Origin of the sequence: Carboxylicivirga mesophila, from assembly GCF_018271975.1 — a bacterium.
GTDB classification, from domain to species: domain Bacteria; phylum Bacteroidota; class Bacteroidia; order Bacteroidales; family Marinilabiliaceae; genus Carboxylicivirga; species Carboxylicivirga mesophila.
Genome location: NZ_JAGUCN010000002.1, coordinates 156164 through 182648 on the forward strand (window position 1 = coordinate 156164; position 26485 = coordinate 182648).

Consider the following 26485-nt stretch of genomic DNA (forward strand, 5'->3'; position numbering starts at 1 on the left):
ATGAGTATTAAAAATATATCTGCACTTATATTCTTTTTGTTGGTGTTTGTTGGAGGTGTCAAAGCCACTAATAAACCAAAGCCAACCAACTTTATCATCATTTTAGTGGACGATATGGGCTATGGTGACGTGGGCTATCATGGCGCGCTGGATATGGTAACACCCAATATTGATAAGCTGGCGGCAGAAGGAACTTACTTTACACAGGGATACGTTACTTGCTCGGTGTGTGGGCCATCACGCGCCGGATTGATGTCAGGGCGCTACCAGAATAAATTTGGTATCAATGGTAATTTCGGACCCAATTCCAAAGGGGGCTTTCCAACGTACCAGCCCATGCTGCAGGACATGCTGAAAGAGGCTGGCTACACAACCGGCGCACTTGGTAAATGGCATTTTGGTAGGGCGCAGGACGAGTTTCTGCCATGGAATCGTAACTTCGACTATTTCTACGGTTTTTTGGCTGGCGGACACGATTATTTTTGGGCCGATACAACCTACAATGCCCGCAAAGATAACTGGCCCATTCATCGCAACAGCGAGGTTGTAAAATATAAAAAGGGCGATTACCTCACTAATAAAATTAATGAAGAAGCGGTGGGGTTTATCGAGTCCAACCACAACGAGCCCTTCTTTTTATACGTCGCCTACAATGCGGTGCATTACCCCTGGTCGGCCACCGAGGAGGACCTGGCCCGAGTGGATGAACTCTATGAATATGACCACAAATACAGGCGCATTCTGGCTGCCATGACACTGGCTATTGACGACGGTGTGGGCGCCATGATGGAGACGCTTAAGAAGTGCGGCATTGATGATAATACGGCCATTTTCTTTTTGTCGGATAATGGCTCGCCGGCTACCATTGCGGGGCCAACCAAGATTAATACCGGCGACTTTGTGATGAGTAAGACCAATGGCCTGCGCGGCTATAAAGGGGATACCTACGAAGGTGGCATACGCGTACCATTTTGTGTGAAATGGCCTGGTGAGGTGCCTGCGGGCAAACGCTATAATGAGCCGGTGATAGCCATTGATGTGGCACCCACCATCACTGGATTTCTGGGGATTGATGCACCTGCCACCGGCTACGATGGGGTGAACCTGTTGCCCTACCTGAACCAAGAAAAAAAGGAGAGTCCGCACGACTACCTGTACTGGCGTTACCAGGATGATTATGCCTACCGCGAGGGCGACTGGAAAATTACCTGGAACGACCAGGAGAAGGTGCTGCACATGACCAAGGATATGGTGATGGATAAGAGCAGCATCAAACCCAAATTATTTAATGTTAAAAACGATCCGTGGGAGCGGCACGACCTGTCGGAAGCCTACCCCGAGAAGTTTAATGAGCTGCTGGAGGCCTTCCATAGCTTGGATTCGCAAATGCCAGACCGTGGACTGTTTAAAGTACCATTTAATAGAAAAAAACAATCAACTAAATAAAAGGAAAGAGTTATGAAAAAGCAGATTTTAAAATTGACGATGATGATTTGTGCATTAGCGATGATGACTAACGTAAATGCACAGAAGTTGAGCAAGAAAGCACAGGATGCCGTAAAGCAGGAGGTGGCAGAGATGGCTGAAGTGATGGATTTAAGCCAGGAGCAGCAAAACCAGATGATTGAGCTAAAGACCCAGTTGCGATTGAATAATGCAAAAACATCAAAAGAGCATGCCAAAGGTTCGCAGGAACTTAAAAATGCCAGAAAGGCTAATATGCAAACATACATGGCCGACATGAAAAAGGTATACACTAAAGAGCAGATGACTAAATGGCAGAAGCATAGAAAAGCGCAAAAGAATAAGTAAGACAATTAATCGCCATCATGCATAGATACAGCCATTTGAGCTTGTTACATGATTGATTCTCGCTTTTTGGTGTCTTGTGTTACGTAAGTGATTATTGTAGATAATCTTCTGCGAATACAGTATAACCATAGGTTTATCCATGGAATATGAATGAATAACGAAAGAGCCCTAAAGTGGACTCAAGCATGATTTGTATTAGTAATTGTAGATAATTGTGATGAAGTAAAAGTGACAGGGGCAAGATGGACTGCGCTGTAAAAATGTTTCAAACTAAAACGCAAGAGATGTCAAAGGTGGTAGCAAGTTTTGACATTGATTTCTGGTTAATCTTGCAGTGTGGTTACGTTCTTCCTCTGGTACTTCATTACATTAGAAACAGCAGTATAGTGAGAGGTAATGTTATGAGTAAGATAAGAGATAATGAGATGAGCGAAGCTATACAAAACGAGCAATTGGCAGATGTGGCATTTGCATCGGCTCACTTTATTGATGTGAGTTGTTACCCTATCGTGCGTGAGGAACTGTGTCAGGCTCATGATAACCTACCCAGGCTATCCGGTTTTTGCTTTATAGTGATTAACTGGATGGATGGCCAAATGAAAATAATCAAAAGACATGAAGCAAATTAAATATGCAATTGTTGTATTACTCTTAAGCTATTTTGCTGGTCTGAAGGCCCAGCGCCCCAATATTCTGATAATAACAGCTGATGATATGAACTGGAACACAGTAGGCTGTTTCAATGGAGAGCAACAGGCAGTTGGTGTAACGCCCAATATCGATCAGCTGGCGGCCGACGGCATCACCTTTAGTAATGCACACGTGGCATCAACCGCATGCATGCCATCGCGTAATGCCATTAACACGGGGCGTTTACCGCACCGCAGTGGAGGTGAGGGCTTCCATGATTTACGTATTAAGAACATACCTACCATTCCCAATGTGTTTAATGCCAATGGCTATTTTGTTGGTATATTGGGTAAGGTAGCGCACAGCACTCCATACGAAGATGTGACCCCCTGGGCTATCGATGAAGAGATGGAGCGCAACACCGATGTATTTTACGACAGGGTATCCACCGTTATTGATTCGGCCCTGAACGATGTGGGCAAGCCCTTTTACCTGATTGTAAATTCGCACGATCCGCACCGACCTTATTATAAACTGAGCAGTGTGGGCTCTACACTGAGCGAAAAGCTATCGCATCCCTCAAAAATCTATTATCCCGAGGATATTACCATGCCGGCCTGGTTGCCCGAAGATGAGACAGTGCGCACCGAAATGGCCGAGTACCTCTGTTCATCGCGCCGCTGCGACGATGTGGTGGGCAAAGTGCTGCAGGTAATCGATGAGCAGAATATTGCCGATAACACTCTGGTGTTCTTCTTGTCTGACCATGGGATGGCAGCACCAAGTATCAAATCAAATATTTACTATCACAGTACCAAAACGCCACTGATAATGCGCTGGACCGGCAGTGAGATGCTGACGCCAGGTACCGATATCAACGAGCTGGTGTCCGCTCTGGATATCTTTCCCACCATCTGCGAAGCGACCGGCATAAGCACCCCAGAAGGATTAGATGGGCAATCGCTCTTACCGCTTGTGCGTGGGCAACAGCAGAACGGGCGGGAGCGCCTTTTCACAACTTATAATACAACCATCGGTAAAAATATTTACGCCTTCCGCAAGGTGCATACCACGCAATACGCCTACATCTTCAATCCATGGCACGATGGCCGAACCACCTACAACAGCTCGTCGTTGGGTGCCAGCTTTTTTGAAACCATGCTAAACCTGGGACAAACAGACAGCTATTGGCAGGAGCGTTGCGATTTTATCCTGACACGTATTCCAGAAGAATTTTATGATGTGGCCAATGACCCCGATTGCCTCAACAACCTGATTGACGAACCGGCCTATGCCGACGAGATTGAAACCTATCGGCAATATCTGCTGGAGGAGATGCAGCAGAGCAGCGATCCCATTCTGTCAGTGTTTAATACCTACCAGTCAACCGGCGATGTGGCGCAAAGCTATGCCGAATTTGTGAAGGTGATTGCTGATGCTAACTGGGTAGGACATGCACCTAACCTGGTGGTGGTTGAAGATAAGTGGACGATTTATCCGCCCGATGGTACTATCTATTCTGAAGATTTTGAAAACACATCCTATAAGTATGGTGTGCTGGGAGCTGTTCAGGTCGATATTGTGGCTAATCCTTTGAAAGCAGGCATCAACACCAGTAATACGGTGCTGAAGGTGACACGAGGGCCCGATAATACACGCAACTACATTGGCACCTCGGCCGTGGTGAAAGAGTTTGATGCCCCCCGCTATGTACACATGAAAGTACTGAAAAGCAGGGCTTCTGCCACACGCTTTCAGATATCGAAAAGCGACAACTCCGACAAGGTGATTACAGAGAGTATGCAGGCCTATGATGCAGCGCAGCTGAATACCTGGCAAGACCTGGTGTTTGATATGGGGGCTGAATACAGTGCTTGTGGCAAAGTGTGGATGCAGGTGGATTACACTAACGAGGTTGGCCCGGTGGATATCTATGTGGATGACATCCTTTTTAATAACGATCCCAATTCTCGCGAGCCGGTGAGCACAGCTATTACAGAGCGTATGGCCCAGTCGGTTAGTTTATATCCGAATCCGGCTCGCGAAAAATTATACATAGAGGGCTACGATGGTTCGTGTGCCGAAGTGATGGATGTAAACGGCAGGGTGTGTTGTTCGGCCAGTGGTCAGGCAATTGCCAAGGGGATTGATGTGGCCATGTTACCCAAGGGTATGTATATGCTGCGTCTGAAAATGGAAGAGGGCTATCTGGTTCGAAAATTCCTTAAGCGATAATGGTATGCTAAATACATCCATCTACTATAAATACATGAAGCTGTTGCTGCTGACATGTATCTGTTCCCTGACGGGAACAGCCCAACTGAGGCTGCCCACTTTTTTCGACAGCCACATGGTGCTGCAGCAAAATACTTCCAATGCCATTTGGGGCTGGGCAAGGCCAGGCGATAGGGTAAATGTTAGCGCCTCGTGGGGTGAAGAGCTGTCAGCCACGGCCGATGAATCAGGCTGCTGGAAGGTGCTGCTGCCCACACCATCGCACCGTACGGACGAGACACTGACCGTGTCAACCGGAGCCGATAAGCTGGTGCTACGGAATGTGGCCATTGGCGAGGTATGGCTCTGCCTGGGGCAATCGAACATGGGCTGGGCCCTGCGCAACACCTTTACGGCCGAAGACGACCTTAAGCACGCTAAGCAGGAGAACCTACGCATCTATAAGTCGGACCGCCAGCATTGGCATGAACCCAAAAAGGATTGCCCCACCGGGCAGTGGAAGGTGTCTGATGCCGAATCGGCTGCTGCCACCTCAGCGGTGTCGTGGTATTTTGGTTCAACACTTCAGCGGCAGCTCAATGTGCCGGTGGGCATCATTGTGCAGGCCTATGCCGGCACACCTGTTGAAGGGTGGATACCCTGGGAGAAGCAGGACGACATAGCCCGCAGCCGCTACCATAAGCAGGGACTGGATGAAGTGACGCTTCGGCAAACCGGCAAGCTGGGTATTGATCCTGATAGTATGTTGAAGCAGTATTTTGCCGATTTGAAGACTTACCATCAGGCTATGGCCAATGGCGATACCATGAAGAGTAAGAACAAGCACTTAATGGCGCCCATCATTACCAAACCGGCCAAACTGGGCAATCAGTATCCGCAGCATATTTATAATGCCATGGTGCATCCATTAGTGGGTTATGGCATCAGGGGCATCATTTGGTACCAGGGCGAGCGCAACTCTAAAACGGTGCAACAGGCACTGGCCTTTAAAGGGCAGCTTGAGCGCCTGATTAAGACTTATCGCGAGATGTGGTACACGCATTCGGAGGGACATACGCAGAGCGACTTCTATTTTTCGATGACGCAATTGCCCAGTTGGGGCATTGAGCAGAAGCAGCCGGTGGAAGGGGTGGAAGCTCCCTGGGCCGTATCAAGGCAGATGATGCTTGAGCTGGCGCAGGAGATGGAGAATGTAGGGATGGTGGTATCCATCGATACGGGTAGCCCCATTGCTTTGCACCCTAAAAATAAGAAGCCCATCGGTGTACGCCATGCCTGCACGGTGCTGCGCGAGGTGTACCATAAAGATGTGGTGGGACACGGGCCGTATTATACCAGTCATACAAGCCAAGGTAATAGTATAGTATTGTCATTCGATGGGGTGGGTAAGGGCCTGACCAAAGCCACAGAAGCGCCCTTGAACAGCTTTGCCATTGCCGGTGCCGACAAAAAGTGGCATTGGGCCCAAGCCGAGATAAAAGGAAATACTGTTGTGGTGAGCTCACCCAAGGTGGCCAAACCGGTGGCGGTGCGCTATGCCTGGGCCATGAATCCCTCGCAACAGAACCTGCTGTATAATGCCGAGGGCTTTCCGGCATCGCCCTTCAGAACCGATAACTGGGACTTGTATACCGAAGGGGCCGAAGAGGTGGTGGTGAACAAGCCGAAGAAACGGCCCGATTTTGTGGATGCCGACTGGCCGCGTCCAGCCATGCAGCTGGAGGAGTAAACGCTATAAAGCATAATGGATCGCATCCTTATCTTCAAGATGCCTATGAGGATGCGATCCGTATGACTTTTTACCATTTCGAAATTTTCCTGCCATTAGCGGGAACACTTCCAATCATTTGGAAACCTTCCTGCTGTCAGCGGGAGCACTTCCAAACATTTGGAAACCTTCCTGCCATTAGCGAGAACACTTCCAAACATTTGGAAACCTTGCTGCCGTGCGCGGGAACATTTCCAAACATTTGGAAACCTTGCTGCAGTGTGCAGCAGCTTATTGTACAGTTATTTAGTAAAAAGGAGTGTATGCTTGGAAAAGATGAGGATGTGATAAGGCATAAAAAAACCTGACAGGACTGTACATCATGTCAGGTTTTTTTACACGGTTTTTATTGATAGGTGTTAAAAGTTATCAACATTGAGCATTCTATCCGCATTGCATTGAAGTATAAAATTGATAGGAATCGCATAAGACACGTCTACAGGCTCGCCATTAAGATAACCTGGGATCCATTTAGGCATATTACTGATTACGCGCAGAGCTTCCTTATCAAGGTTGTAATCCACACTTCTGGCTACTTTAATATCTTTCAGATTTCCGTTTTTATCCACCACAAATGAGATGTACACACGCCCCTGTGCACGCATTTTCTGGGCTTCTACCGGATACTTTACACTTTGCGCAATGTATTTCCTCAGACCTTGTTCACCTCCAGGAAAAACCGGCATCTGTTCAACAATAAAATATAGTGGTTCGGAATCATCGATGGGTTTGGCACCATAGAAGAGTGTGGTATTGCCTTCATACTGGTTTAATCGCTCCATTGAAATATCATAACTGATGTCTTCAGCAAAATTCAGTTTTATTCTATAGTATGCATTAACCGATTGGTTTTCATGGCGGCAAGGTTCAAGTTTAAGTTGACATAGATATCTGGTAATGGCAGCTGTAACCTCTTTGTTGAGCTTTGTTTTGTATCGACACGATTTGGGAAGTATCTTCCCATTTGTATGTAGGGTGAAGCCAAATGCCAAATGCTTGAGATGTGCCTTATCAGGCTGTGTTCTTTCTATGATAGAGTGAATGTCAGCTTTGATACGTGCCAGCTGGTCAGAATCAATTGACGATTGTTGTGCCGGCTCCCAAGGTATTTTACTGCCATTTTGATCAAGTATTTCGCCCGAAACCAGCGAGTCGTTCTCATACATCTCTACTCGTCGAAGCTTGCCATCGGGGTAATAAGCAGTCAGCTCGCCATGCTTTTTATTACCCTGATACTCGCAGCTCATCATCACCTGGCCATTTTTGTAATAGAAGATTTCTTTACCGTGTTTCTTCCGGTCGCGCAGGTACGTTTTACGCGCAATGGTTTCATCGCTGTTCAAATAGGCTATGAGGCCTTGCTCATGCTGTCCGTCCCACTTGTAGGCTTCATTTTGGATAAGCTTGCCTTTTTTATTTTTCACCCAGAAATAGCCATCGCGGTGGTTGTTACGGTAATAACCTTCGGATATGATCTCGCCTTTATAGCTTTTTTGGTAGAGCCCATCGCGGATGATGGTTCCCTCCTTGCAGTCCAGGTTAAATCTTTCAGCCATAATGTTTTTTTGTGTGGTCATAAACTGAAAGGTTTCGGTATAATCATCGTTTATCATGCGCCTAAACCAGTAGTGATAGGTGGAGTCAGCCACCTTTTCAATACCCATCTTCAGGGCATTTTTAGGTACAATGTAGTTCATCGTAACTTTCTTCTGGAACTTGGGGCCCCTGGACTGTGCCGGTAGGGCTATAAGCACCATAAAAAGTAGGATTGTTAGCTCTTTCATAGGATTTTGCTTTAAGAGTAAAACTGAGATGAGATAAATTTAGTGTATAGGTTGCTGATGTTTTTAGCCAATAAGCCCTGCAATAGTTCTATTGCAGGGCTTTAACTGTTTGTACTGATAAGGATGCTGTTATTCTAATGACCACTCTTCAAACAAGATACCGTCATTACGAAATATTAATTCTTCTTCAACGGTATGCGTCAGCCCGTCGGCATCAATCCATTTGTAGTGGAGTGTAAACAGGCGTTTACTCAAATCAAAACTACTACCTAAATCTTCCACATTATTGATGTCTGATTCAATAACGTTTTTAATGCTAATGTTGCCGGTAGCATCTCTTAGCAAAGCCATCTTGTAGGTATAAGTTACTTTGTCTATCACGGTGCCATCCAAATGACTGCCAACGCCGTTAATTACAACACTATCTTTGCTGCCGGTTGCAACCATTCTGGTTTCGTTTCTAACCAGTTCTTCATGACTATATTCAATCGTATCGATGGCAGCACCTGTTGCATCAGTTATGTATTCATTCCCTTTCTGATAATAATACCCATGCATGTTGTTAATGTATTTTACAACCAGTATGGTATAGTCTTTACCAGCCATAGGGTTTTCCGCATTACCAAGTGTTGAATCAGCTGTTGTTTCGGTAATGCGCAATGGCAATGCATAATGGTTGAGGTGGGCTTGTTCATCAGCCATAAAAGCCTCTTCGTTCAAATCAACATCTATTAAACCAAGAAATTCTCCTTTGGGAATAACCATTTTGTTGGCATCACTTAAGCTATAATAGGCCTCTGGCAATAGTGTAAAAGGTGTCACTTCCAACAGGGTTTCGTCAATTTCAAAATTGACAATATGCTCCTGGTTATTTTCGCGTACTCCGCCAATGGTAACACCTACCTGAAGAGCCATGTTGTTGGCCTGTGTAATGGTGCGTACAGGTTTCTGTAAGGCAAAGTAAGTAGCGGTGTACTCGTAGTCGTATAGGTAGTCCTCGTATTTCTCACAGCTGGTGAAAGTCAACAACACCGCTGAAAGTAGTAATAATATCTGTCTCATTATATAATGTTTTAATTGTTTGGGGTTGATATTCTTAATCATTTGTTACCAACCTTTATTTTGCACAATTTCACCAGATTTAATCACCTCGCTGAAAGGTATTGGCCCATAGAACATGTGCTGGCCATACTGATAGTTTTCCACATCAATAGGTGTTAATTGGAACGTGGTATCAACATCGCTGACAATACGTTCTACTTTAACGCCCTTGATGGTAGTGTTCAGCTGTTCAAGGGAACTATTCCAACGCCTTAGATCATAAAACCGATGGTTCTCGAAGCACAGCTCTATACGACGCTCGTTATGTACCAGGCTTCGGAAAGCATCTACTCCATCGCTCGCCACATTATCAGCATAAGCTGTTGAGCCAATTCCGGCACGGTTACGAACGGCGTTAATGGCATCTTTAGCAGTTAAGCCCAGTCCTAATGGATCGGCATCAGGACCCCATGCTTCGTTAGCAGCCTCAGCATAATTCAGGTATAGCTCTACTTTTCTGAATAAGGCAAAATAATGATTATCCGATTTGGCGTTACCAACTTCCAGGTTAACATCCGGGCTCATCCACTTGCGCAGGAAATACCCGGTGCGTGAGGCACGCTCAGGACTGGCCATTTCGGAATTTAAGCCTGTTGTTGACATATCAATTGTTGAGTCCTTAAATATTGCCCCATGAAATAGAATAGTGCGGTAGAAACGAGGATCCCGACCTTCGTATGGCATTGATTCATCGTACCCGCTGTTTAAGTCATCGCTAATGGGATAGCCATTAGCCATAGGGAATGCATCCACCAGGTTCTGACTTGGGTTGGTGCGTCCCTGTCCGAATAGTACTACCGGGAAATTAGCATTCTCCAGTGAACGGTTCAACCCATATTTGCGCATGATCAGCTCTGGCGAATTTTCATCGTTGTAGAATTTGGCATCAATGGATGGTAATGCTCCAATGACATCAATGGCCGCTTTAGCCAGTTGAGCAGCAGTTGCCCATTTGTCAGGTTCATTGTTTGCAAACAAGGGACTGGCAGCATACAAAGCGGCCCGTGATTTAAGTGCCAGAGCTGCAGTGGCAGTTGCGCGGCCAATCTGGTTGTCATTGATCTCTTCAGGTATTTCATCTCCTTCCATGTACTCCAGCGGGAGGTAGGCTGCAGCGGTATCGCAGTCGTTCAGTATTTGCTGCACGCATTCGGCATAGGTGTTACGGGCCAGCTTTACTTCTTCATCCTGCGTATATACCCGTGTTAGAATAGGATAACCTAGCACAGCGCCCTGCTCATCGGGTCCGGCATGGTTTTGCAACAGTTGCCACTGGTACCAGGCCCGTAGAAAAAAGGCTTCTCCCTTTAAACGTGCCTTTTTAGCTGAATCAATCTCTTTGTTGTAATCAACATAGGTGATATCCAGGCCATTTTCAATAAACAGGTTAATGTTACGAATTTGGTTGAAGGCGGCACCCCATACATCCAAAGGATTGTAATTGGATGACCAGCCTCCTGCACGCAGTTTATCAACAGAAGCTCCATACCTGTTTGAGGTGGCATTGTCTGTAGCACAGTCCAGAAAATCACCTCCATAAGTATTGTACATGTCTGGTATCTCCTTATAGGCAGCCATCAAAATACCTTCGGCATAATCGGGTATACTCCATATTTGCTCTTCCGTTCTGTTCTTATCTATTTCGGGTTCAAAGTAGTCGCTGCATCCGCTTGCTAAAACCACGAGTAGAATCAGGAACAGACTGGTAATATTATAATTTTTTGTCTTCATCTTTTAACATTAAAAGGTTACAGAAATACCACCGGTAATGGCTTTCATCAATGGGAAATCATTAATGCCGGCATCAATATTTTCGGCATCCAGGTTGTCAAACTGACTGATCGTTAGCAGGTTTGTGCCTCTCACAAATACCTTTGCCTTTTTCATATATAGCTTTGGCAATAACTTGTCAGGTAAGAGATAGCTTAATTCCACGTTTTTAAGCTTGAAATAACCGGCATCTTCCAGCCAGTAATCGGAACCTGTAAAGTTGTTGTTACCATTGGTTGTTGTTAATGGCACATAATCACTGCTTATGGCCTCTGCTGAGTATTTACGTTCGCCGTAATTCCAGAAATAGCGGTTGTTCTTCATCACATCAAAACCATTCTGAAACACCCCTAAAGCATATAAGCCAAAACCTTTGTACTGCAGGTTGATGTGCATACCCATATTTAGGCGGGGGAACCAATTACCTATTGCCTGCTGATCTTTTGGATCAATCACACCGTCATTGTTTAAGTCAGTATACTTAATGTCACCAGCTTTAACGGTACCCAGCGTTGATGTGTAGCCGGCCGCTATATCTGAATCTGTTACGAAACCATTGTGCACATAGCCGTATATTCTATCCCCTGCCTGACCAATACCTGACAGGTATTGCAGTTCGGCTGGATAAGGCAACTCAAAACTTTTCTTAATCTCCGACTTTGAATATACAAAGTTGACACCGGCCGATAGCTTGAAATCACCCATATTTTTGTAATAGATGATATCGCCCTCGAAACCATTGTTTATTACCTCGGCATTATTAACACTGTACAAGTTAGTTCCAATATAGCTTGGATGATTGGCCCATGGTGATGTGATGATGTCGTAATCCAAAATATTAAAGTAATTCAGCTCTACACTTAAGGTATTGTTGAAAAGTATCGACTCAATACCCACATTGAATTCACGACGCTTCTCCCAGGTTAAGTTCGGATTACCGTACTTATCAAGTTGGTAAACGCGGCGATTATTCTTGTTGGTAGGGCCAAAGCTTACCGATCCATTTTGTGAGTACTGATCCTCGTAAAGGAAGTAGCCCAAACCTTTATCGCTGCCCATCACACCGCCTGAAGCCTTTAACTTAAGGTAATTGATGTTGGCGTTGTCAGCCAAAAAGCCTTCGTTGCTCATGATCCAGGCAAGTCCCAATGCCGGGAATAATCCAAACTGGTTGCTGCCGGTAAAGTGAGAGCTCCCCATTAAAGAGGTGTTTAACTCGGCTACATATTTGTTTTTGTAGGCATAATTAATGCGCAGTCCGTAGTTGGCAAACTTGTCATACTGAATCTGATTGTAACGCTGTGTTTGGTATTGTTGCAATACCAGGTTGGCATTTAAATCATGTGAACCATTGAATGTTCGGCTGTAATCAATATTCCAGGTGCTACCCACGCGGTGGTTATATGATTTATCTTTTTCCGACAGCTTATCAGGCGAACCATGGTTTTCCTGACGTAACTTAACCAGGTTATACTCCTCATCGGTATAAGTTGGTACCAACTGATAAGATGCAAAATTTATGACATTGGCATAGCGGTAATAGTTTTCATTATCGTATGATAAGGCCACACCGGCCGACAAACCTTCAATGTATTTATTCAGGTTGAAGTGTAAACCAAGGTTGAATTGTATATTTCTGTTTTCCTGTTTTTTATAGCCTGTTTCGTTACCTAATCCATAAATATTGTTGGGGTGCAGGTAACTACCTCCAAGTAATGCCAAAGAATCGGTAGGTATAAATACCGGATATTCATTGGGGCGGTGCGATGACAAGGCTCCAAAAAAATCTTGTGTTGTAATATTGGCAGAACGGCGGTACTCCATCCGACCCGCGATATCCATTTTTACAGAAGTAACACTGGAAACATCAATATCCAGGTTACCACGCAAATTGAATTTATTGTATTCGGTGGGTTCTTTAATATCTTCCAAACCACCGGTGCCGGTATAGCCCATGTTAACATAGTAGGCTGAGCTTTTACCTCCACCCCTGAATTCAGTAGCAACGCGTTTCATTGGCATATGGTTATTCAGGTACATGCCATTAAAGTCGTTGTTGGGATACAATATTGGTGACGAACCGTTGCGGTAAGCCGCGATGGCTTCATCGGAATATAAAGGAGCCAAACCATCGTTGGCCCGCGCCTGATTGTACAGGGTAGCATAGTCAGCCGCATTCAACCATTGAGGATCACTGGTTGGTGCCATAATACCATATTCCATGCTGATGTTGGCATCACGCGAGTTGTTTTTACCTCTTTTGGTTGTGATAACAATAACGCCATCGGCAGCCTTGCTTCCATAAAGCATTTTGGCTGTTACATCCTTCAGTACCTCAACCGACTCAATTTCTTCGGGTAGCAAAGCGTTGGCCTCACGCTCAAACCCATCTACCAGGATTAGCGGGCGATTATTGCCTAAGCCTCCCAAACCTCTGATTACTAAAGTTGGAGAGTTCCATCCGGGTGTGCTGCTGTTTTGGGTTGAATAAAGACCTGCCACACGACCCGCCAATGAATTCAGCATCGACAGGTCAGGATAGCTTAATAGCTCGTCGCCATCAACTACAGATACAGCTCCCGTCAGCCTGTTCTTTTCAATCGTCTCGAAAGGTATATTGATCTGGTCTTCGGGTAACAGGAATGGGGTAAGGGCCGCAAGCGTAATAGTTTTTTCGGGTAAGCTCTGGCTTAGTTCATACATTTGTGTTTCAAATCCATTGGCCGAAATGTAAATAACAGCATCGCTATTCACCTCTAGTTTGAAGAGGCCATCCTTGTCGGTATGGATGACCTTTCCCTTGTTAAATACGCGTACCATGGCGTTGGCAACCGGGATGCCATTGGCATCTGTTACGGTTGAGCTGATGGTGATATTGTTTTTTTGCGACATACCGTATTGAGGTATTAAAAACAACATCGATACTAACAGTAACAGAGGCATTGCCATGACTCTTATGTTATGATATATTATCTTCATTTGTTTCGTTTTTCTTTCAATAAATAGGATTATAACCAGCCTGGGTTTTGCTCAAACGATGTTGACAGAAAATCGTCGTTGTTTGGTACCGGATACCAATAGTTACGTTCCTTAAAAATGGGCTGGTAAATGTCATCTAGCAGAACAGCTCCATAGGTAAATGTGCCGTCATTATTTTTCGTAATATGCGCTCTTTTCAGATCCTTCATTACTTCAGTGGCAATCATCCATCGACGTAAATCGTGGCTGCGCTGGTTCTCAAACATTAACTCAACAGCTCTTTCGTTGCGAATTCGTTCTCTGAATAAGTCTTTCGAACCAGTATATTGACTATTTACTTCCGGCATCTGTGCGCGTCTGCGAATAATGTTTACCGCTTCCAGTGCGGTAATGCTCGTGCCTGGTACTGCTCCGGTTGGGCCATAAGCCTCATTGGCAGCCTCAGCAAAATCGAGGTATGCCTGTGCCAGTCGATAGTTGATCCATGGTTTGAACCACCCGTCCCAGTCGTTAGCTTTGTTATTGACGCCAAAAGGCCAGTGTTTGCGAAGCAAGTATCCACCACGCGCACTTCTGAATTTGCCGGCTTTTTCTTTTGTTGGGTCATCTAATCCACCTACAAATGGTTCAAACATAAATTCTTTTGTGCCTTGGCGGGCAATCACATCGCCATTCACATATATGTTTTTATAAAGGCGGGGATCACGATTGATATATGGATTCTGGGGATCATACGTTGGGTCCTCGCTAATAGGCAGGCCATTCAAGGTTTCATAGCGGTCCACGGCATTCTGAGTGGGTGAGTCGAAAAATTGGAAACCTCCCAGTCGGTGGCAAACACCGCCTACCTTCATATCGCCTTTTTCGCGCGTTTTAAAGTTCACGTATACAATGGCTTCGTCGGATACCGGTTTGGTTTTACTGTACCATATATCATCGTACTCTTCCAGTGAATAAAGGCGGTAGATGCCTTTCTGCTCCATCTCAAAAATATTAATAGCATTATCGCACAGGGCTTTGCAATGCTCAATATTATACTCATGTCCCAATTCAGGATTCATCAGAGGACTTGCAGCATAAAGCAGTGCAAGGTTTTTACCGGCATAAGCCATGCCTTTGTTAGCACGTCCCAACTCATTTTGTGGCCAGGTTTCGGGCAATAGTTCAATGGCCCGGTCAAACTCTTCGAGCAGCCAATCATTCGATTCCTGATAGGACAAGCGTTCAAGATTTATGTCATCACTTGGTCCATAGGTTTGGTCGATAACAGGCATGCCACCATATCGAAGAATTATCTGCATGTAATACCAGGCCCTGAAATAATGTATCTCGCCTTTAATCTGGTGCTTTTGTTCCTCAGTGGCATCGGTTAATACATGAAAGTATTCAAGGGCTGTGTTAGCCACACGCAATCCTTGCATAGCATTGGCAATAATGGGAGATTCCTTACCGTACTCCTTGTTGTCAGCTTTTTTTGCATAACCCAGTTCGTAGGTAGTTTTGTAGTCAGGTGCCTGCCAGTTGTCGCCTTTCTTGTATTTGAACGAGTCCATCCACGAGGTATTTGTTGTAGCTGCCTCATCGGAGTTAGCACAAGGTAAACCACGGTGGAACCATTCAAAATAATCTTTTCGAAGGAAATACAAATAGTCGGTGTAGGAGCGAAATGATGCATAATCGCTCAGTACCACGTTAATGTCAACTTCTTGTTCAGGTGCTTTATCCAGATAATCGTAGCACGAGCTTAAGAAAAAGACTGGAATCAATATGATTATATATATTATTCGTTTCATATCTGTGTGTTTTTAGAATCCTATTCTTACTCCGGCATTGAATCTGCGAACAATCGGATATAGATTGGTTGTACCTTGTTCAGGATCGATGCGGTTATCAAAGTCGGTAAATGTTAATAGGTTGTTTCCACTTAAATAGAGCTCGCATTTTGTCATGCCCAGCAATTTCTGAGCTGTCTTTTTCGGTAGCGTGTAACCAAATTCGGCGTTGCGCAAACGTATATAGCTGGCATCGCGATAAGTAAACTGGCTCGTTTGCATATTGTGTTTGTTATCACCCTGCAAGTGCAGCGCCGGATGCGTAGCTGTTTCGGCCGTTTCTGGCGTCCAGCGGTTGAGGCTATGATTGAATGTCATGGTATTACCATTCTGGAACTCCCACAGCATGGTGCCCGGCATATTACGATACATGCCATTGGTAGCTGTTAGCATGGCTGTTAAATGAAATCCTTTGTATTCGATACCTAATTGCAAACTACTCGTCAGGTTAGGAGTCGACTGATATTTCATCGGTACCCTGTCGCGGTCGTTAATAACGCCATCAGCATTATAGTCCAGATATGCCAGATCGCCAGGTATACGGTTGCCACTCCATTCAGATTGTGGTCGATTGTACAGGTCGTCCCATGAACCGTAAAAGCCATCGCTTAGCAAGGCATTGACAGTACCAATGGGTTTGCCGGCATATTTCTGGTACTCAGGCATGCCATCAGGGTCGCCACGCTTTACAACGCGGTTTTCGGTGTAGGCAAATATGCCTGTTATCCAGTAGTTAAGTCCAAAGCTGGTTTTGTTACGCCAGGTGGCTTCCAACTCAAAGCCTTGCGTTTTAGACTCACCCAGGTTGCTTATTATCTTACCATCAATACCAGCCCAGGTGGGCATCAGCTGCTCACTTAGTATTCCTTCACGTTGTTCTTTGTAAAAATCAAATGTCATTGATAGTTTACGGAACATATCCAACTCGACGCCTATGTTTTGCTTAATAGCGATTTCCCAGAAGGCGAACTTGTTGCTGGCACCACTGGTGACATAAAACTGGTTGACGGGATTTACCGGATCACCAAAGTACAGAATGCGGTTGCCTTTTACATTAAATGTTTCAGGTTGGATATCCCAGTTAAACTTTAGGCTTCGGAATCCATCGTAACTACCACTTTCACCCCATGAGTAGCGAACCTTCATTTTGTCGATAAAGGGCAGGTTGTCTTTAATGAAATTTTCTTCGGAAATGATCCAACCAATTGCTCCTGAATAAAAATCTTCGGTGTTATAATCAGGATGGAACCAGTTGATGCCCGAAATAGAGCCATTAAACTCTAGCAGGTAACGCGAGTTATATGCATAGGTAGCCCGAGCTACATGGCTCATATAACGATCCGGAAACTGTACTTTGCTTTTCGTTTCTTCGCGCAGTGTTAATAGTAATGCACTAACGCTGTGTTTTCCAAAATCACGATTGTAATTTAAGCTGGCATCATAGTATAACTGACGGTTGTATGTGCCCATTTCTTCGTTGGCATAGGATATGGGCTCCTCATAAGTGTCCATCGTAGGCCAGCGAAGAAAGACATTATTTTCATAGTCCTCACGTGATGCATAAAAGTAGCGATCTATCGTTTTATTGATTTTGCGGCTGCTTTGAGCTTTATTCGTGTAGGATACACTTCCTTTAAACGATAAGCCTTTGGTGATGAAATCGAGCTTTTGGTCGAGCTTAAAATCAACGAATACATTGGCTTGGTTAATGGTGTTGGAACCTTCCTTATTTAGTCGGATATACATGTTTTTGGCATTTTGAAAGGAAGGATCTTCGCCAAACTGGCCATTCTCGTAATACAACGGATATAAGTAATTGGGAGTTGAGTAAATACGACGGAAAAACTCGTTTTTTGAATAATCGTTCGCACTGGCACCTACGCCACCCGGACGTGTTTGTTTACTGATGATACCACCCAGGTTAACAGATAATTTGGTAGTATTAGTAACACTAAAGTCAAAATTACTTCTGAAGTTGTATTTGTTAAAGTTAAACCGGGGATCATATTCAGCTTGCTTTTCTGTTTTGAAGATGTCTCCTTCGTGGGTGTAACCTACCGAAGTGAAATACTTCATGAATTTGTTACCTCCGGATACATTCAGGTTAGCTGTCTGGCTCCATCCCAGATCCTTCAATAGTTCTTTCTCCCAATCAATTTCGGGGTAAAAGTAAGGATCAACCTGGTTTTGCCACATGGCTATCTCCTGCTCTGAGTACATGCCGGTATAACTGTTGCCGTTTATCAGTGCCTCGTTATACATTTGCATCGACTGAGCATGTGTCGGTATGGTATAATCAGACGTCATCTGCTTAGCTGTAACATTGGCATTGAAACTAATTTTGGGTTTAGATTCAGTGCCTCGCTTGGTGGTGATGAGTATAACGCCGTTGGCACCTCGTACCCCAAAAACAGCAGTAGCAGAGGCATCTTTTAGAACTGATAATGATTGAATCTCGTTGGGATCAACCTGATCGTAAGGCCGTTCAATACCATCGACCAATACCAGGGGAGCATTGCCATTCCACGATGATTTTCCACGTATAAGAATATCGGTTGATGCATCACCCGGTTGCGATGAGTTTTGTAACGTAACCACACCTGGTAAGAGGCCAGTAAGAGCTTCACTAACACTGGTTACTCCACCTGTTTTTAATAATTCCTCTCCTTTAGCCTGGGTAATGGAGCCCACGACAGTTTCTTTCTTCTGCACGCCAAAACCAACAACAACAATGTCGTCCAGCTCACTTACATCGGCTTGCATGTTAATAGTGAATGATGTTTGTCCGTTGATCGGAATCTCCTGCTTACGATAGCCAATAAAGGTAACAACCAGTGTCCCATCTGCAGGCAGGTTCAGGTTAAATGAACCATTGATGTCTGTGATAGTACCGGCAGTGCTTAAATCGCTTGCATTTTTAAGCATCACGGTTGCTCCGATCAGAGGCTCTCCATTCTCATCCAAAACTTTTCCTTGGATACGGATGTTTTGAGCGTCGGCAATGAAGAATTGCAAACACACAAACATCAATAGAAATAATCTTCTAGTCATACAATTTGAATTTAGGTTCTCTGAATGTTTTATATTCAGAATTTAAAATTAGAGAGGCTTAACATCCGTTAACAATTAAGTGCCACAAAAGCACTTTCATGTGCAAAAAATCTTTTGTTATATCAACCAAACATAAAAGAATTTGATGCTGGTAACTTGCAGTTATATAGATGTCTATGAAAGTGTGTTTGTGCTATTTAATGTGAATGTGTTGATCTTATAGGAGCTGATAATGTACTTCGCCCATCCGCCAATTTGTATGTACTAAACAAGAAAAGCTGCTCATCAAGAACAGCTTTTGTAGTGGTTTCAAAAGAGCGTCTCCAATATTTACCTGGTCTGTTTCAAGTACTGGTATTTATTAATTGGGAACTCTTCTGAAATAATGAATTATCACCTGATAATCGGGCCATCATTTTCCCAATAGTATTTTTTGCCTGCATTAAATGTGTTTAAGTCTCTTGAGCATGGCCAGGGAGTTTTAACGCCATCCCCAAACTTACGTTGACCGGGGAAGCCGGTCGCTGTTTGCTTTTGCCAGGCTAAGCAAGCTTCCTGCATTTGCTGTAGCTCCGATTGATAAGATTCACTGTTTGCCAGATTGATTTGCTCCAGAGGATCAGCTTTCAAGTCGTATAGCTCTATTCCACTGGTAAGCCAGAGTAACTTCAGGTGGCCGCGTTGCATGGCAATACGGTCGGTGTGCATCCAGAAAAGGTCGCGTTCAGGTAAAGATGTATTATCCGAAATACATTCTTTTAGACTGATGCCATCCAATTTGTGGGGATCATTGTAGTCAATAGCGCACATTTCCAGGATGGTGGGCAATAAGTCCATGGTAAGCATCTTATTGTCGTTGATTGATGGTATCAGTTGACCTTTCCAGTAGAACAAAGCAGGCACTTTTATGCCACCTTCGTATAGTTGCACCTTGTGGCCTCGGTGATCACCATTGACTTTTCCGTGCTTAACACCTGTACCTTCGCCACCATTGTCTGATGTAAAAATGATGAGTGTATTATCTTCAATATTGTACTTCCTAAGGGCTTGCATTATCATACCAACGCCATCATCCATGCTTCTAACCATCTCGGAGTAACGACGCATGTATTCGTCTTTTGGAAATTTATGCTGAACTGCATAGGCATAGAAATCATCGGTGCGTAAAGGGGCATCGTTGGGTCCTTGCATGGGCACATGCACAGCAGCTTCGGGCAGATAGATGAAAAAAGGATGTTCATGCTCTTTGTCAATGAAATCGACAACAGCCTGATTCAGCAGGTTGGTTACATAGCCTTCCTGGTTAGTGGGTTGATGATGCACAAACCAATCGACTTCGCTCTCGGTATTGTGCTTTGATACAAAGTCGATGTTGCCATCCAAAAAGCCGGTAAACTCGTCAAATCCGTGAGCTTTGGGTTGAAAGGCCTCGCCCGAACCCAGGTGCCACTTGCCGAATACACCGGTTTTGTAGCCGGCTTCCTTCATTATTAATGGTAGTGATGGATTTGTTTTTGGGTCGAAGCCAACGGAGTCAACACAGTGAAAGTAGATGTGGTCGAGTCCTACGCGTTGCTGGTAGCGTCCTGAAAACAGCGCTACGCGCGTAGGAGAGCAAACCGTGCTGTTGGCGTAGAAGTTGGAGCATTTAACACCATTTTCGGCTAGCTTATCCAGGTGTGGAGTTGCAATGCCTTCACCACCAAAGCAACTGAGTCCGGCATAACCTAAGTCATCAGCTAAAATAACGATAACATTAGGTTTTTTTGGTGCTTTATTTGCGCTGCAGCTTTCTAAGGAAAGAATCGCAGCCACTGCCAATAGTAGTATCTTAATTTTATTCATGAGTGTTATTTTGTCCAGGTGAATGACGCTTGTTTGACATCCTGCGAATTGGTTCCGATAAATACATTGAAAGCACCGCTTTCCCAATCATACAGTAAGTCACTGTTGAAGAACTTTAGGTCATCTGTGGTGATTTGAAATGTAACCGTTTTGCTTTCACCTGCATCGATGTGAATCTTCTGAAAGCCTTTTAATTCCTTTACTGCACGTGATACGGTGGCAACAGGATCTTGCAGGTAGAGTTGCACTACCTCTTCGCCGCTACGGCTACCTGTGTTTTTTATGTCGATGGAGACACTGAGAGACGTATTACCATTCAATTCTTTACTGCTAAGGATAATGTCACCGTACTCAAAAGTGGTGTAGCTCAGGCCATAGCCAAAAGGATACAGTGGGGTGTTAGGAACATCCAGGTACTTGGTGGTGAATTTATGGTTGTGATCGATTGGGCGACCTGTATTTCTGTGGTTGTAATAAATTGGAATCTGACCCACATTACGCGGGAAGGTCATGGTTAACTTACCGGCAGGGTTATAGTTGCCAAACAGTACGTCGGCAATGCCATTACCAGCTTCAACACCTCCATGCCAAGTTTCCAATATAGCCGGTACATGTTCGTTTTCCCAACTTAAGGTGAGTGGGCGCCCGTTAGATAAAACCAATACAACTGGTTTACCCGTTTCCAACATTGTTTTTAACAGCCTTTGCTGGCAAGCCGGGATACTAATATCAGAACGACTGGCCGCTTCACCCGACCAGCTGCGAGGTTCGCCCAAAACAGCAATAATTACGTCAGCATCACGGCTTACTTCAATGGCCTCCTTTAATAGGTTTTCCGATTGTTCAGTTGTTATAGAAATTTCCGGACTACTTTTCTTTTTGTGGTTTCTGTTAACATTCAGGAGGTAATTGTCTTCTGTAAAATAGGCACCTTGTGCATAGCTCACTTTTGCTTTTTTGCCAGCTTCATTTCTAATACCTTGCAATATGGTAATGATATCTGTTGTATCCCGTGTAGCTGCCCATGTGCCCAACATATCAATTTTTGTATCGGCCAATGGCCCCACTACAGCAATATTACCTTTTCGGCTCAACGGTAGTAGTTGATTTTCATTTTTTAGTAATACACAGGAGTGAGCAGCCAGTTCTCGTGCTTTTTCTTTGTGTGCTTTGCAAAGTAATACCTTATCAGCCCTTTTCTGATCGTAATATTGAAAGGGCTTGTGGAACAGACCAAGCTTATATTTGGCTTCCAATACCCGGCGACACGCTGTGTCAATTTCATCTTCGCTTACCTTACCTTCTTCTAACGATTGACTCAATGTACCAATAAAAGCCTGCCCAACCATGTCCATGTCTATGCCTGCTTTTAGAGCTTGTGCCCCAACTTCACTGAGGTCACCCAGTCCATGATGCATCATCTCGTTAATGGCTGTAAAGTCAGTTACAACAAAACCATCGAAGCCCCACTGCTCGCGCAGTAACTCAGTCATCAGCCAGCGATTGCCTGTTGCAGGCACCATGTCGATGACATTAAAAGCACTCATAGCCGAACCGGCACCAGCATCAAAAGCAGCTTTGTAGGTGGGAAGATAATCCTGGAACATACTTATTTTGCTCATATCAACTGTGTTGTAGTCGCGGCCGGCTTCTGAAGCACCATATAAGGCAAAATGCTTGACGCAAGCCATGATGGTGTTATTGGCCGACAAGTCATCGCCCTGATAGCCTCTCACATAGGCCTGGGCAATTCGGGAACCCAGCCATGCATCTTCGCCACCACCTTCAGCTACCCGTCCCCATCTTGGGTCGCGGCTGATATCTACCATGGGCGAATAGGTCCAGTTAATGCCATCGCTACTGGCTTCAATCGCCGAGATGCGCGCCATTTCTTCAACTCTTTCCAGATCCCACATGCATGATAATGCTAATGGTATTGGAAAAGTGGTTTTGTAGCCGTGGATGATATCACGTCCGGTAATAACCGGAATGCCAAGCCTCGACTCTTCAACAGAAGCTTTCAGGCTATTATAGCCACCTGATGCACCAATCAGGCCCTTTTTGATAAACTCAATTTTACCTTCACCTTCGGTGATTACAGGTAGATTGCCAACGCCCGATGAGAGGTTGAGTTGTCCCAGTTTTTCTTCAAGGGTCATCTGATTCATCAGTGAATCAATAAAACCATTCATTTTGTGGTCTTGTCCATGCAAGTAGATGCAGCCAAATACGATTAGACTTGTGAGGAATTTTTTCATGTTTAATGTGATTTAATCTACGATTGTTAAAATTATGAGATAGCTGCAGCTTACAGTATAAGCGTATTGCAGCTTTACTTGCATGTAATGAAATAATCAACTTTTTAAACCTTCATTTTACCTATACATGGCTTTGTGTGAGCTATTGTTAATAGGCACATTAGTAGTTGGATAGAGTATTTTGATGTGGTGATTAAATTTAATAGGCTCACAAGAGTTTGAAGAAATGTTGGCAGTGGCATTATATCAACTATATTGAAGACCATAAGTACAAAGTAGAGGTGCCGGATAAGCTAATTTCTGAACAATAATGATAATTGTTGAAGTTTAACTTTCTTCTTTTAATCTTATTAAGACTTGATGTTATCGATGAATTTAAGCCTTTACTTGTAGATTTACAGCTTAACTTGTACTTTAGAATTATCTGTCTGCTTTGAAATAATAGAGCAAGCAATCTTAGCTATTTTGAATACACATGAGACAAATCACCATTATCAAGCACATATTCCTTTTGTTTTTTGTAATCATAAGTCAGTTAGTTGATTCACAAAAATTAGGAATACCCGATCTGGAGTATTTTAACCGGCGTCAGTACGAGGCCGGTACACAAAACTGGAAAATAAATGAGAGTAATAGTGATTTGATGTACTTTGCCAACAATGATGGTTTGCTGGAATATGATGGTGTTAACTGGCGGCTACATAAAGATATGGGCGATATTATTATCAGAAGTGTTAGTTGTATTGATGAAAAAATCTACGTTGGAGGATATAATGAGTTTGGCTATTTTCAATATGATTCTCTTCATCACCTTAGTTATAAAAGTTTATCGGAGCTACCGCAACTTAAAAGTATTGGAAATGTCTGGACTATTACCCAATGGGACAATAAAGTTGTTTTTCAATCAGAGCTGATGCTTTGTATTTATGAGAACAACGAATTGCAAGAAATAATACCTGCTAAAGAGCGTTTTATATCGGTTTTTTTGGTAAACGGCATGTTGCTGGTTCAGGATATATCCCAGGGTTTATTGGAAGTAAGGGGTAAAAATGCTTATCCTCTGCCTGGTGGACAAATTTTCGCAGGCATGAATGTGTCATCAGTCATGGCAATAGCTGACGACAAGATTGTGATAGGCACCATGAAGAATGGGGTTTATTTATGGGATTTACAAACAATACAGCCATGGAATGTGGAAGTAGCGCCGCAGCTGCAGGCAGCAAATATTTTTTGCGGTACAACATATGCTGATGATTATCTGGTTTTTGGAACTATTCAGCAAGGTGTATTGATTGCCGATAAGCAAGGTAAGCTGGTTTTGCAAGTCGATAAGGATAAGGGCTTGATTAATAATACGGTACTGAGTTTGTTTGTTGACAAGGAAGGAAGTATCTGGTGTGGGCTCGATAATGGAATTGGGCGTATAAACCTAAAGTCAGGCATTTCTTTTATTAATGGCTATTATGATTTAGGTACTGGCTACGTGATGGATTTTTATGAGGGTAGCTATTATTTTGGTACGAATCAGGGACTATTCCGAATTTCGCAGAAGGATTTCTACAACCCGCTTAAAGGGAGGTCTCATTTTATAAAAGTGCCAGGAGCCGACGGACAGGTTTGGAGCCTATATAAAGACAAAAATGGAATTTTATGCGGGCATAATTTGGGTGTGCTCAGCGTAAGGAATGGTCAGGCTGAAACCATTACCCCTTCTTCGGTTAATGGAGTCTGGAAATTTATTCAGATTGAAGATAATCCGAGGTTGATGCTTGCTGGTACTTATGATGGTTTTATCCTACTGGAAAAAACACAGGGTAATTGGAAATTTGTTTGTAAGGTAGATGGTTTTGTTGAATCATCGCGATTTGCCGAATGGGATGAAAATGGAAAGCTTTGGGTATCGCATGGCGACAGAGGGATATTTCAGTTGACTTTTAGCGATGATTATAAGTCGGTTGATAAGGTCAAAGAATATGCATTCTCAAACTTTCCGAGCAATAAAATGGGCTTGGTTTCAAAAATTAACGGGCGCTTAATTTTTATCGGTAAAGATGCCTATTACCGGATTAATGCTGATGGAATAGTGGGGAAAGAGGATAGTTATGATGCTTTTTTTCAGGCAGGTCATTATCCTGAAAAGCTGATTGAAGATCGTTTTGGCAATATCTGGTTCTTCATGAATAATAATACAGGTGTTTTACGACGTTTGGAGGATGGTACTTACAAGAAAATTGAATTCCCTTTTGTACCCTTAAAACAAAAATTGGTTTCGTCGTTTGAGTCCATTTTTGTTAGTAATTCTAATAATGTATTTTTTGGAATAGAAGATGGCTTTGCACACTATTATGTGCTGGACAATACTAATTTTCGTTTACCATTTAAAGTGCATTTGCGTTCATTTAAAGGAGTCGGCGATAGTATCGGATATGTACTTCATCAATCCAATAATAAAGATACCAGGCAGTTGGTGATTCCGGAATATCCTTTTAAGAAGAATGCTTTCACCATTAGCTATGCTGCTACCTTTTTTCAGGATAAGGATGTTGAGTATGCGACGGACCTGGTAGGGCCTGATGCGCAGCATACAAGTTGGTCTAATCAGACATTTGTACAATACACCAAACTAAAAGAGGGTGATTATTCACTTACAATACGCGCACGCAACCGATATGGAGTGGAGGCCTTACCTCTTACTTTTAAATTTAAAATACATCCGCCCTGGCATCGTCATATTTATGCTAAAATAATCTATCTCATACTAATTCTGATAACTGCGGGTTTCGTGGCTTATATTTTTAATCGCCGGATTGAAATTAGCCGACAAAAGGAAAAATTGAAACAGCGCCAGCATTACAAAGCCAAGGAAGAGCAACTGACAAACGAAGCGTTGCGAGCCGAGAAGGAGATGATTAGAATACGCAATGAAAAGTTGCGAAATGAGATGCTGTTCAAGGAAAAAGAGTTAGCTAACTCCACCATGAATATTATTCAGAAAAATGAGTTTCTGGCGTCGGTCAAAGAACGCTTAAAGCGGATTAAAACACTAAAAGATTCCTCTGAAATAGCTCACAAGCTCGATTTGCTAATTAAGAAAATTAATAAAGATCTCGATAGTGAGAGCCACTGGGAAGTATTCGAGCTGCACCTTGAGCAGGTACATGAAGATTTTCTTAAGCGATTAAAGTCAAAACATCCTGAGCTTTCTTCTCGCGAGCAAAAACTTTGTGCATACATTCGGATGGGAATGTCATCAAAAGAAATAGCTGTTATTATGAACGTCTCCTACCGGGCTGTAGAAAATAATCGCTATCGACTACGACAAAACCTGGGCATTGAATCGGGAGAAAACCTTTCCAGGTATATAAATAGTATCTAGTCACGGAAATTCTACAAATCTAAAATGTTAAAAAATGTGCAATT

At 43.7% G+C, this 26485-nt stretch carries 14 protein-coding genes; 6 read left to right on the plus strand and 8 right to left on the minus strand.

Annotated elements, in window-relative coordinates:
- The 5 genes from KEM09_RS02680 (at position 1) to KEM09_RS02700 (ending at position 6406) form a co-directional block, all read left to right on the plus strand.
- Positions 1-1446, plus strand: a complete 1446-nt coding sequence (locus tag KEM09_RS02680; RefSeq protein WP_212225124.1) for a sulfatase family protein — start codon at positions 1-3, stop codon at positions 1444-1446.
- 12 nt (positions 1447-1458) lie between these two features.
- On the plus strand, positions 1459-1812 hold the full coding sequence (locus tag KEM09_RS02685; protein WP_212225126.1) for a hypothetical protein: 354 nt from the start codon (positions 1459-1461) through the stop codon (positions 1810-1812).
- A gap of 284 nt (positions 1813-2096) precedes the next feature.
- Positions 2097-2441 carry a hypothetical protein gene (locus KEM09_RS02690; RefSeq protein WP_212225128.1) on the plus strand — a complete coding sequence of 115 codons (345 nt, stop codon included), beginning with the start codon at positions 2097-2099 and terminating at the stop codon, positions 2439-2441.
- Positions 2428-4677, plus strand: a complete 2250-nt coding sequence (locus KEM09_RS02695; RefSeq protein ID WP_212225136.1) for a sulfatase-like hydrolase/transferase — start codon at positions 2428-2430, stop codon at positions 4675-4677. Before KEM09_RS02690 ends, KEM09_RS02695 begins: the two co-directional genes overlap by 14 nt.
- Positions 4678-4681: 4 nt before the next feature.
- A complete protein-coding gene (locus KEM09_RS02700; protein WP_212225138.1) occupies positions 4682-6406 on the plus strand; it encodes a sialate O-acetylesterase in 1725 nt (574 codons plus the stop codon).
- 398 nt (positions 6407-6804) lie between these two features.
- Here the strand turns inward: KEM09_RS02700 and KEM09_RS21890 are convergent, their stop codons facing one another.
- The 8 genes from KEM09_RS21890 to bglX all read right to left on the minus strand — a co-directional run bounded on the left by KEM09_RS21890 (position 6805) and on the right by bglX (position 23065).
- Positions 6805-8229, minus strand: coding sequence for an energy transducer TonB (locus tag KEM09_RS21890; RefSeq protein WP_244824780.1), 1425 nt, complete (start codon positions 8227-8229; stop codon positions 6805-6807).
- A gap of 129 nt (positions 8230-8358) precedes the next feature.
- On the minus strand, positions 8359-9291 hold the full coding sequence (locus tag KEM09_RS02710) for a DUF1735 domain-containing protein (RefSeq protein WP_212225140.1): 933 nt from the start codon (positions 9289-9291) through the stop codon (positions 8359-8361).
- Between the two features lie 45 nt (positions 9292-9336).
- A complete protein-coding gene (locus KEM09_RS02715; protein WP_212225142.1) occupies positions 9337-11061 on the minus strand; it encodes a RagB/SusD family nutrient uptake outer membrane protein in 1725 nt (574 codons plus the stop codon).
- Positions 11062-11070: 9 nt separating this feature from the next.
- A complete protein-coding gene (locus tag KEM09_RS02720) occupies positions 11071-14079 on the minus strand; it encodes a SusC/RagA family TonB-linked outer membrane protein (RefSeq protein WP_212225154.1) in 3009 nt (1002 codons plus the stop codon).
- A gap of 29 nt (positions 14080-14108) precedes the next feature.
- On the minus strand, positions 14109-15872 hold the full coding sequence (locus KEM09_RS02725; protein ID WP_212225156.1) for a RagB/SusD family nutrient uptake outer membrane protein: 1764 nt from the start codon (positions 15870-15872) through the stop codon (positions 14109-14111).
- Positions 15873-15884: 12 nt separating this feature from the next.
- A complete protein-coding gene (locus tag KEM09_RS02730; protein WP_212225158.1) occupies positions 15885-18962 on the minus strand; it encodes a SusC/RagA family TonB-linked outer membrane protein in 3078 nt (1025 codons plus the stop codon).
- 393 nt (positions 18963-19355) lie between these two features.
- Positions 19356-20807 carry a sulfatase-like hydrolase/transferase gene (locus tag KEM09_RS02735; RefSeq protein WP_212225160.1) on the minus strand — a complete coding sequence of 484 codons (1452 nt, stop codon included), beginning with the start codon at positions 20805-20807 and terminating at the stop codon, positions 19356-19358.
- A 5-nt stretch (positions 20808-20812) separates the two neighbouring features.
- Positions 20813-23065: a beta-glucosidase BglX gene (gene bglX, locus KEM09_RS02740; RefSeq protein WP_212225162.1), complete on the minus strand. Its 2253-nt coding sequence runs from the start codon at positions 23063-23065 to the stop codon at positions 20813-20815.
- Positions 23066-23540: 475 nt separating this feature from the next.
- Here bglX and KEM09_RS02745 point away from each other — a divergent pair, with 475 nt between their 5' ends.
- On the plus strand, positions 23541-26441 hold the full coding sequence (locus KEM09_RS02745) for a triple tyrosine motif-containing protein (RefSeq protein ID WP_212225164.1): 2901 nt from the start codon (positions 23541-23543) through the stop codon (positions 26439-26441).
- The last annotated feature ends 44 nt before the right edge of the window (positions 26442-26485 follow it).

Bases quoted from the DNA above. Each gene is read 5' to 3' on its own strand.
- bglX (WP_212225162.1), bottom strand. From the start codon at position 23,065: ATGAAAAAATTCCTCACAAGTCTAATCGTATTTGGCTGCATCTACTTG.
- KEM09_RS02710 (WP_212225140.1), bottom strand. From the start codon at position 9,291: ATGAGACAGATATTATTACTACTTTCAGCGGTGTTGTTGACTTTCACC.
- KEM09_RS02680 (WP_212225124.1), top strand. From the start codon at position 1: ATGAGTATTAAAAATATATCTGCACTTATATTCTTTTTGTTGGTGTTT.
- KEM09_RS02720 (WP_212225154.1), bottom strand. From the start codon at position 14,079: ATGAAGATAATATATCATAACATAAGAGTCATGGCAATGCCTCTGTTA.
- KEM09_RS02685 (WP_212225126.1), top strand. From the start codon at position 1,459: ATGAAAAAGCAGATTTTAAAATTGACGATGATGATTTGTGCATTAGCG.
- KEM09_RS02735 (WP_212225160.1), bottom strand. From the start codon at position 20,807: ATGAATAAAATTAAGATACTACTATTGGCAGTGGCTGCGATTCTTTCC.
- KEM09_RS02715 (WP_212225142.1), bottom strand. From the start codon at position 11,061: ATGAAGACAAAAAATTATAATATTACCAGTCTGTTCCTGATTCTACTC.
- KEM09_RS02700 (WP_212225138.1), top strand. From the start codon at position 4,682: ATGCTAAATACATCCATCTACTATAAATACATGAAGCTGTTGCTGCTG.
- KEM09_RS02745 (WP_212225164.1), top strand. From the start codon at position 23,541: ATGAGACAAATCACCATTATCAAGCACATATTCCTTTTGTTTTTTGTA.
- KEM09_RS02690 (WP_212225128.1), top strand. From the start codon at position 2,097: ATGTCAAAGGTGGTAGCAAGTTTTGACATTGATTTCTGGTTAATCTTG.
- KEM09_RS02695 (WP_212225136.1), top strand. From the start codon at position 2,428: ATGAAGCAAATTAAATATGCAATTGTTGTATTACTCTTAAGCTATTTT.
- KEM09_RS02730 (WP_212225158.1), bottom strand. From the start codon at position 18,962: ATGACTAGAAGATTATTTCTATTGATGTTTGTGTGTTTGCAATTCTTC.
- KEM09_RS21890 (WP_244824780.1), bottom strand. From the start codon at position 8,229: ATGAAAGAGCTAACAATCCTACTTTTTATGGTGCTTATAGCCCTACCG.
- KEM09_RS02725 (WP_212225156.1), bottom strand. From the start codon at position 15,872: ATGAAACGAATAATATATATAATCATATTGATTCCAGTCTTTTTCTTA.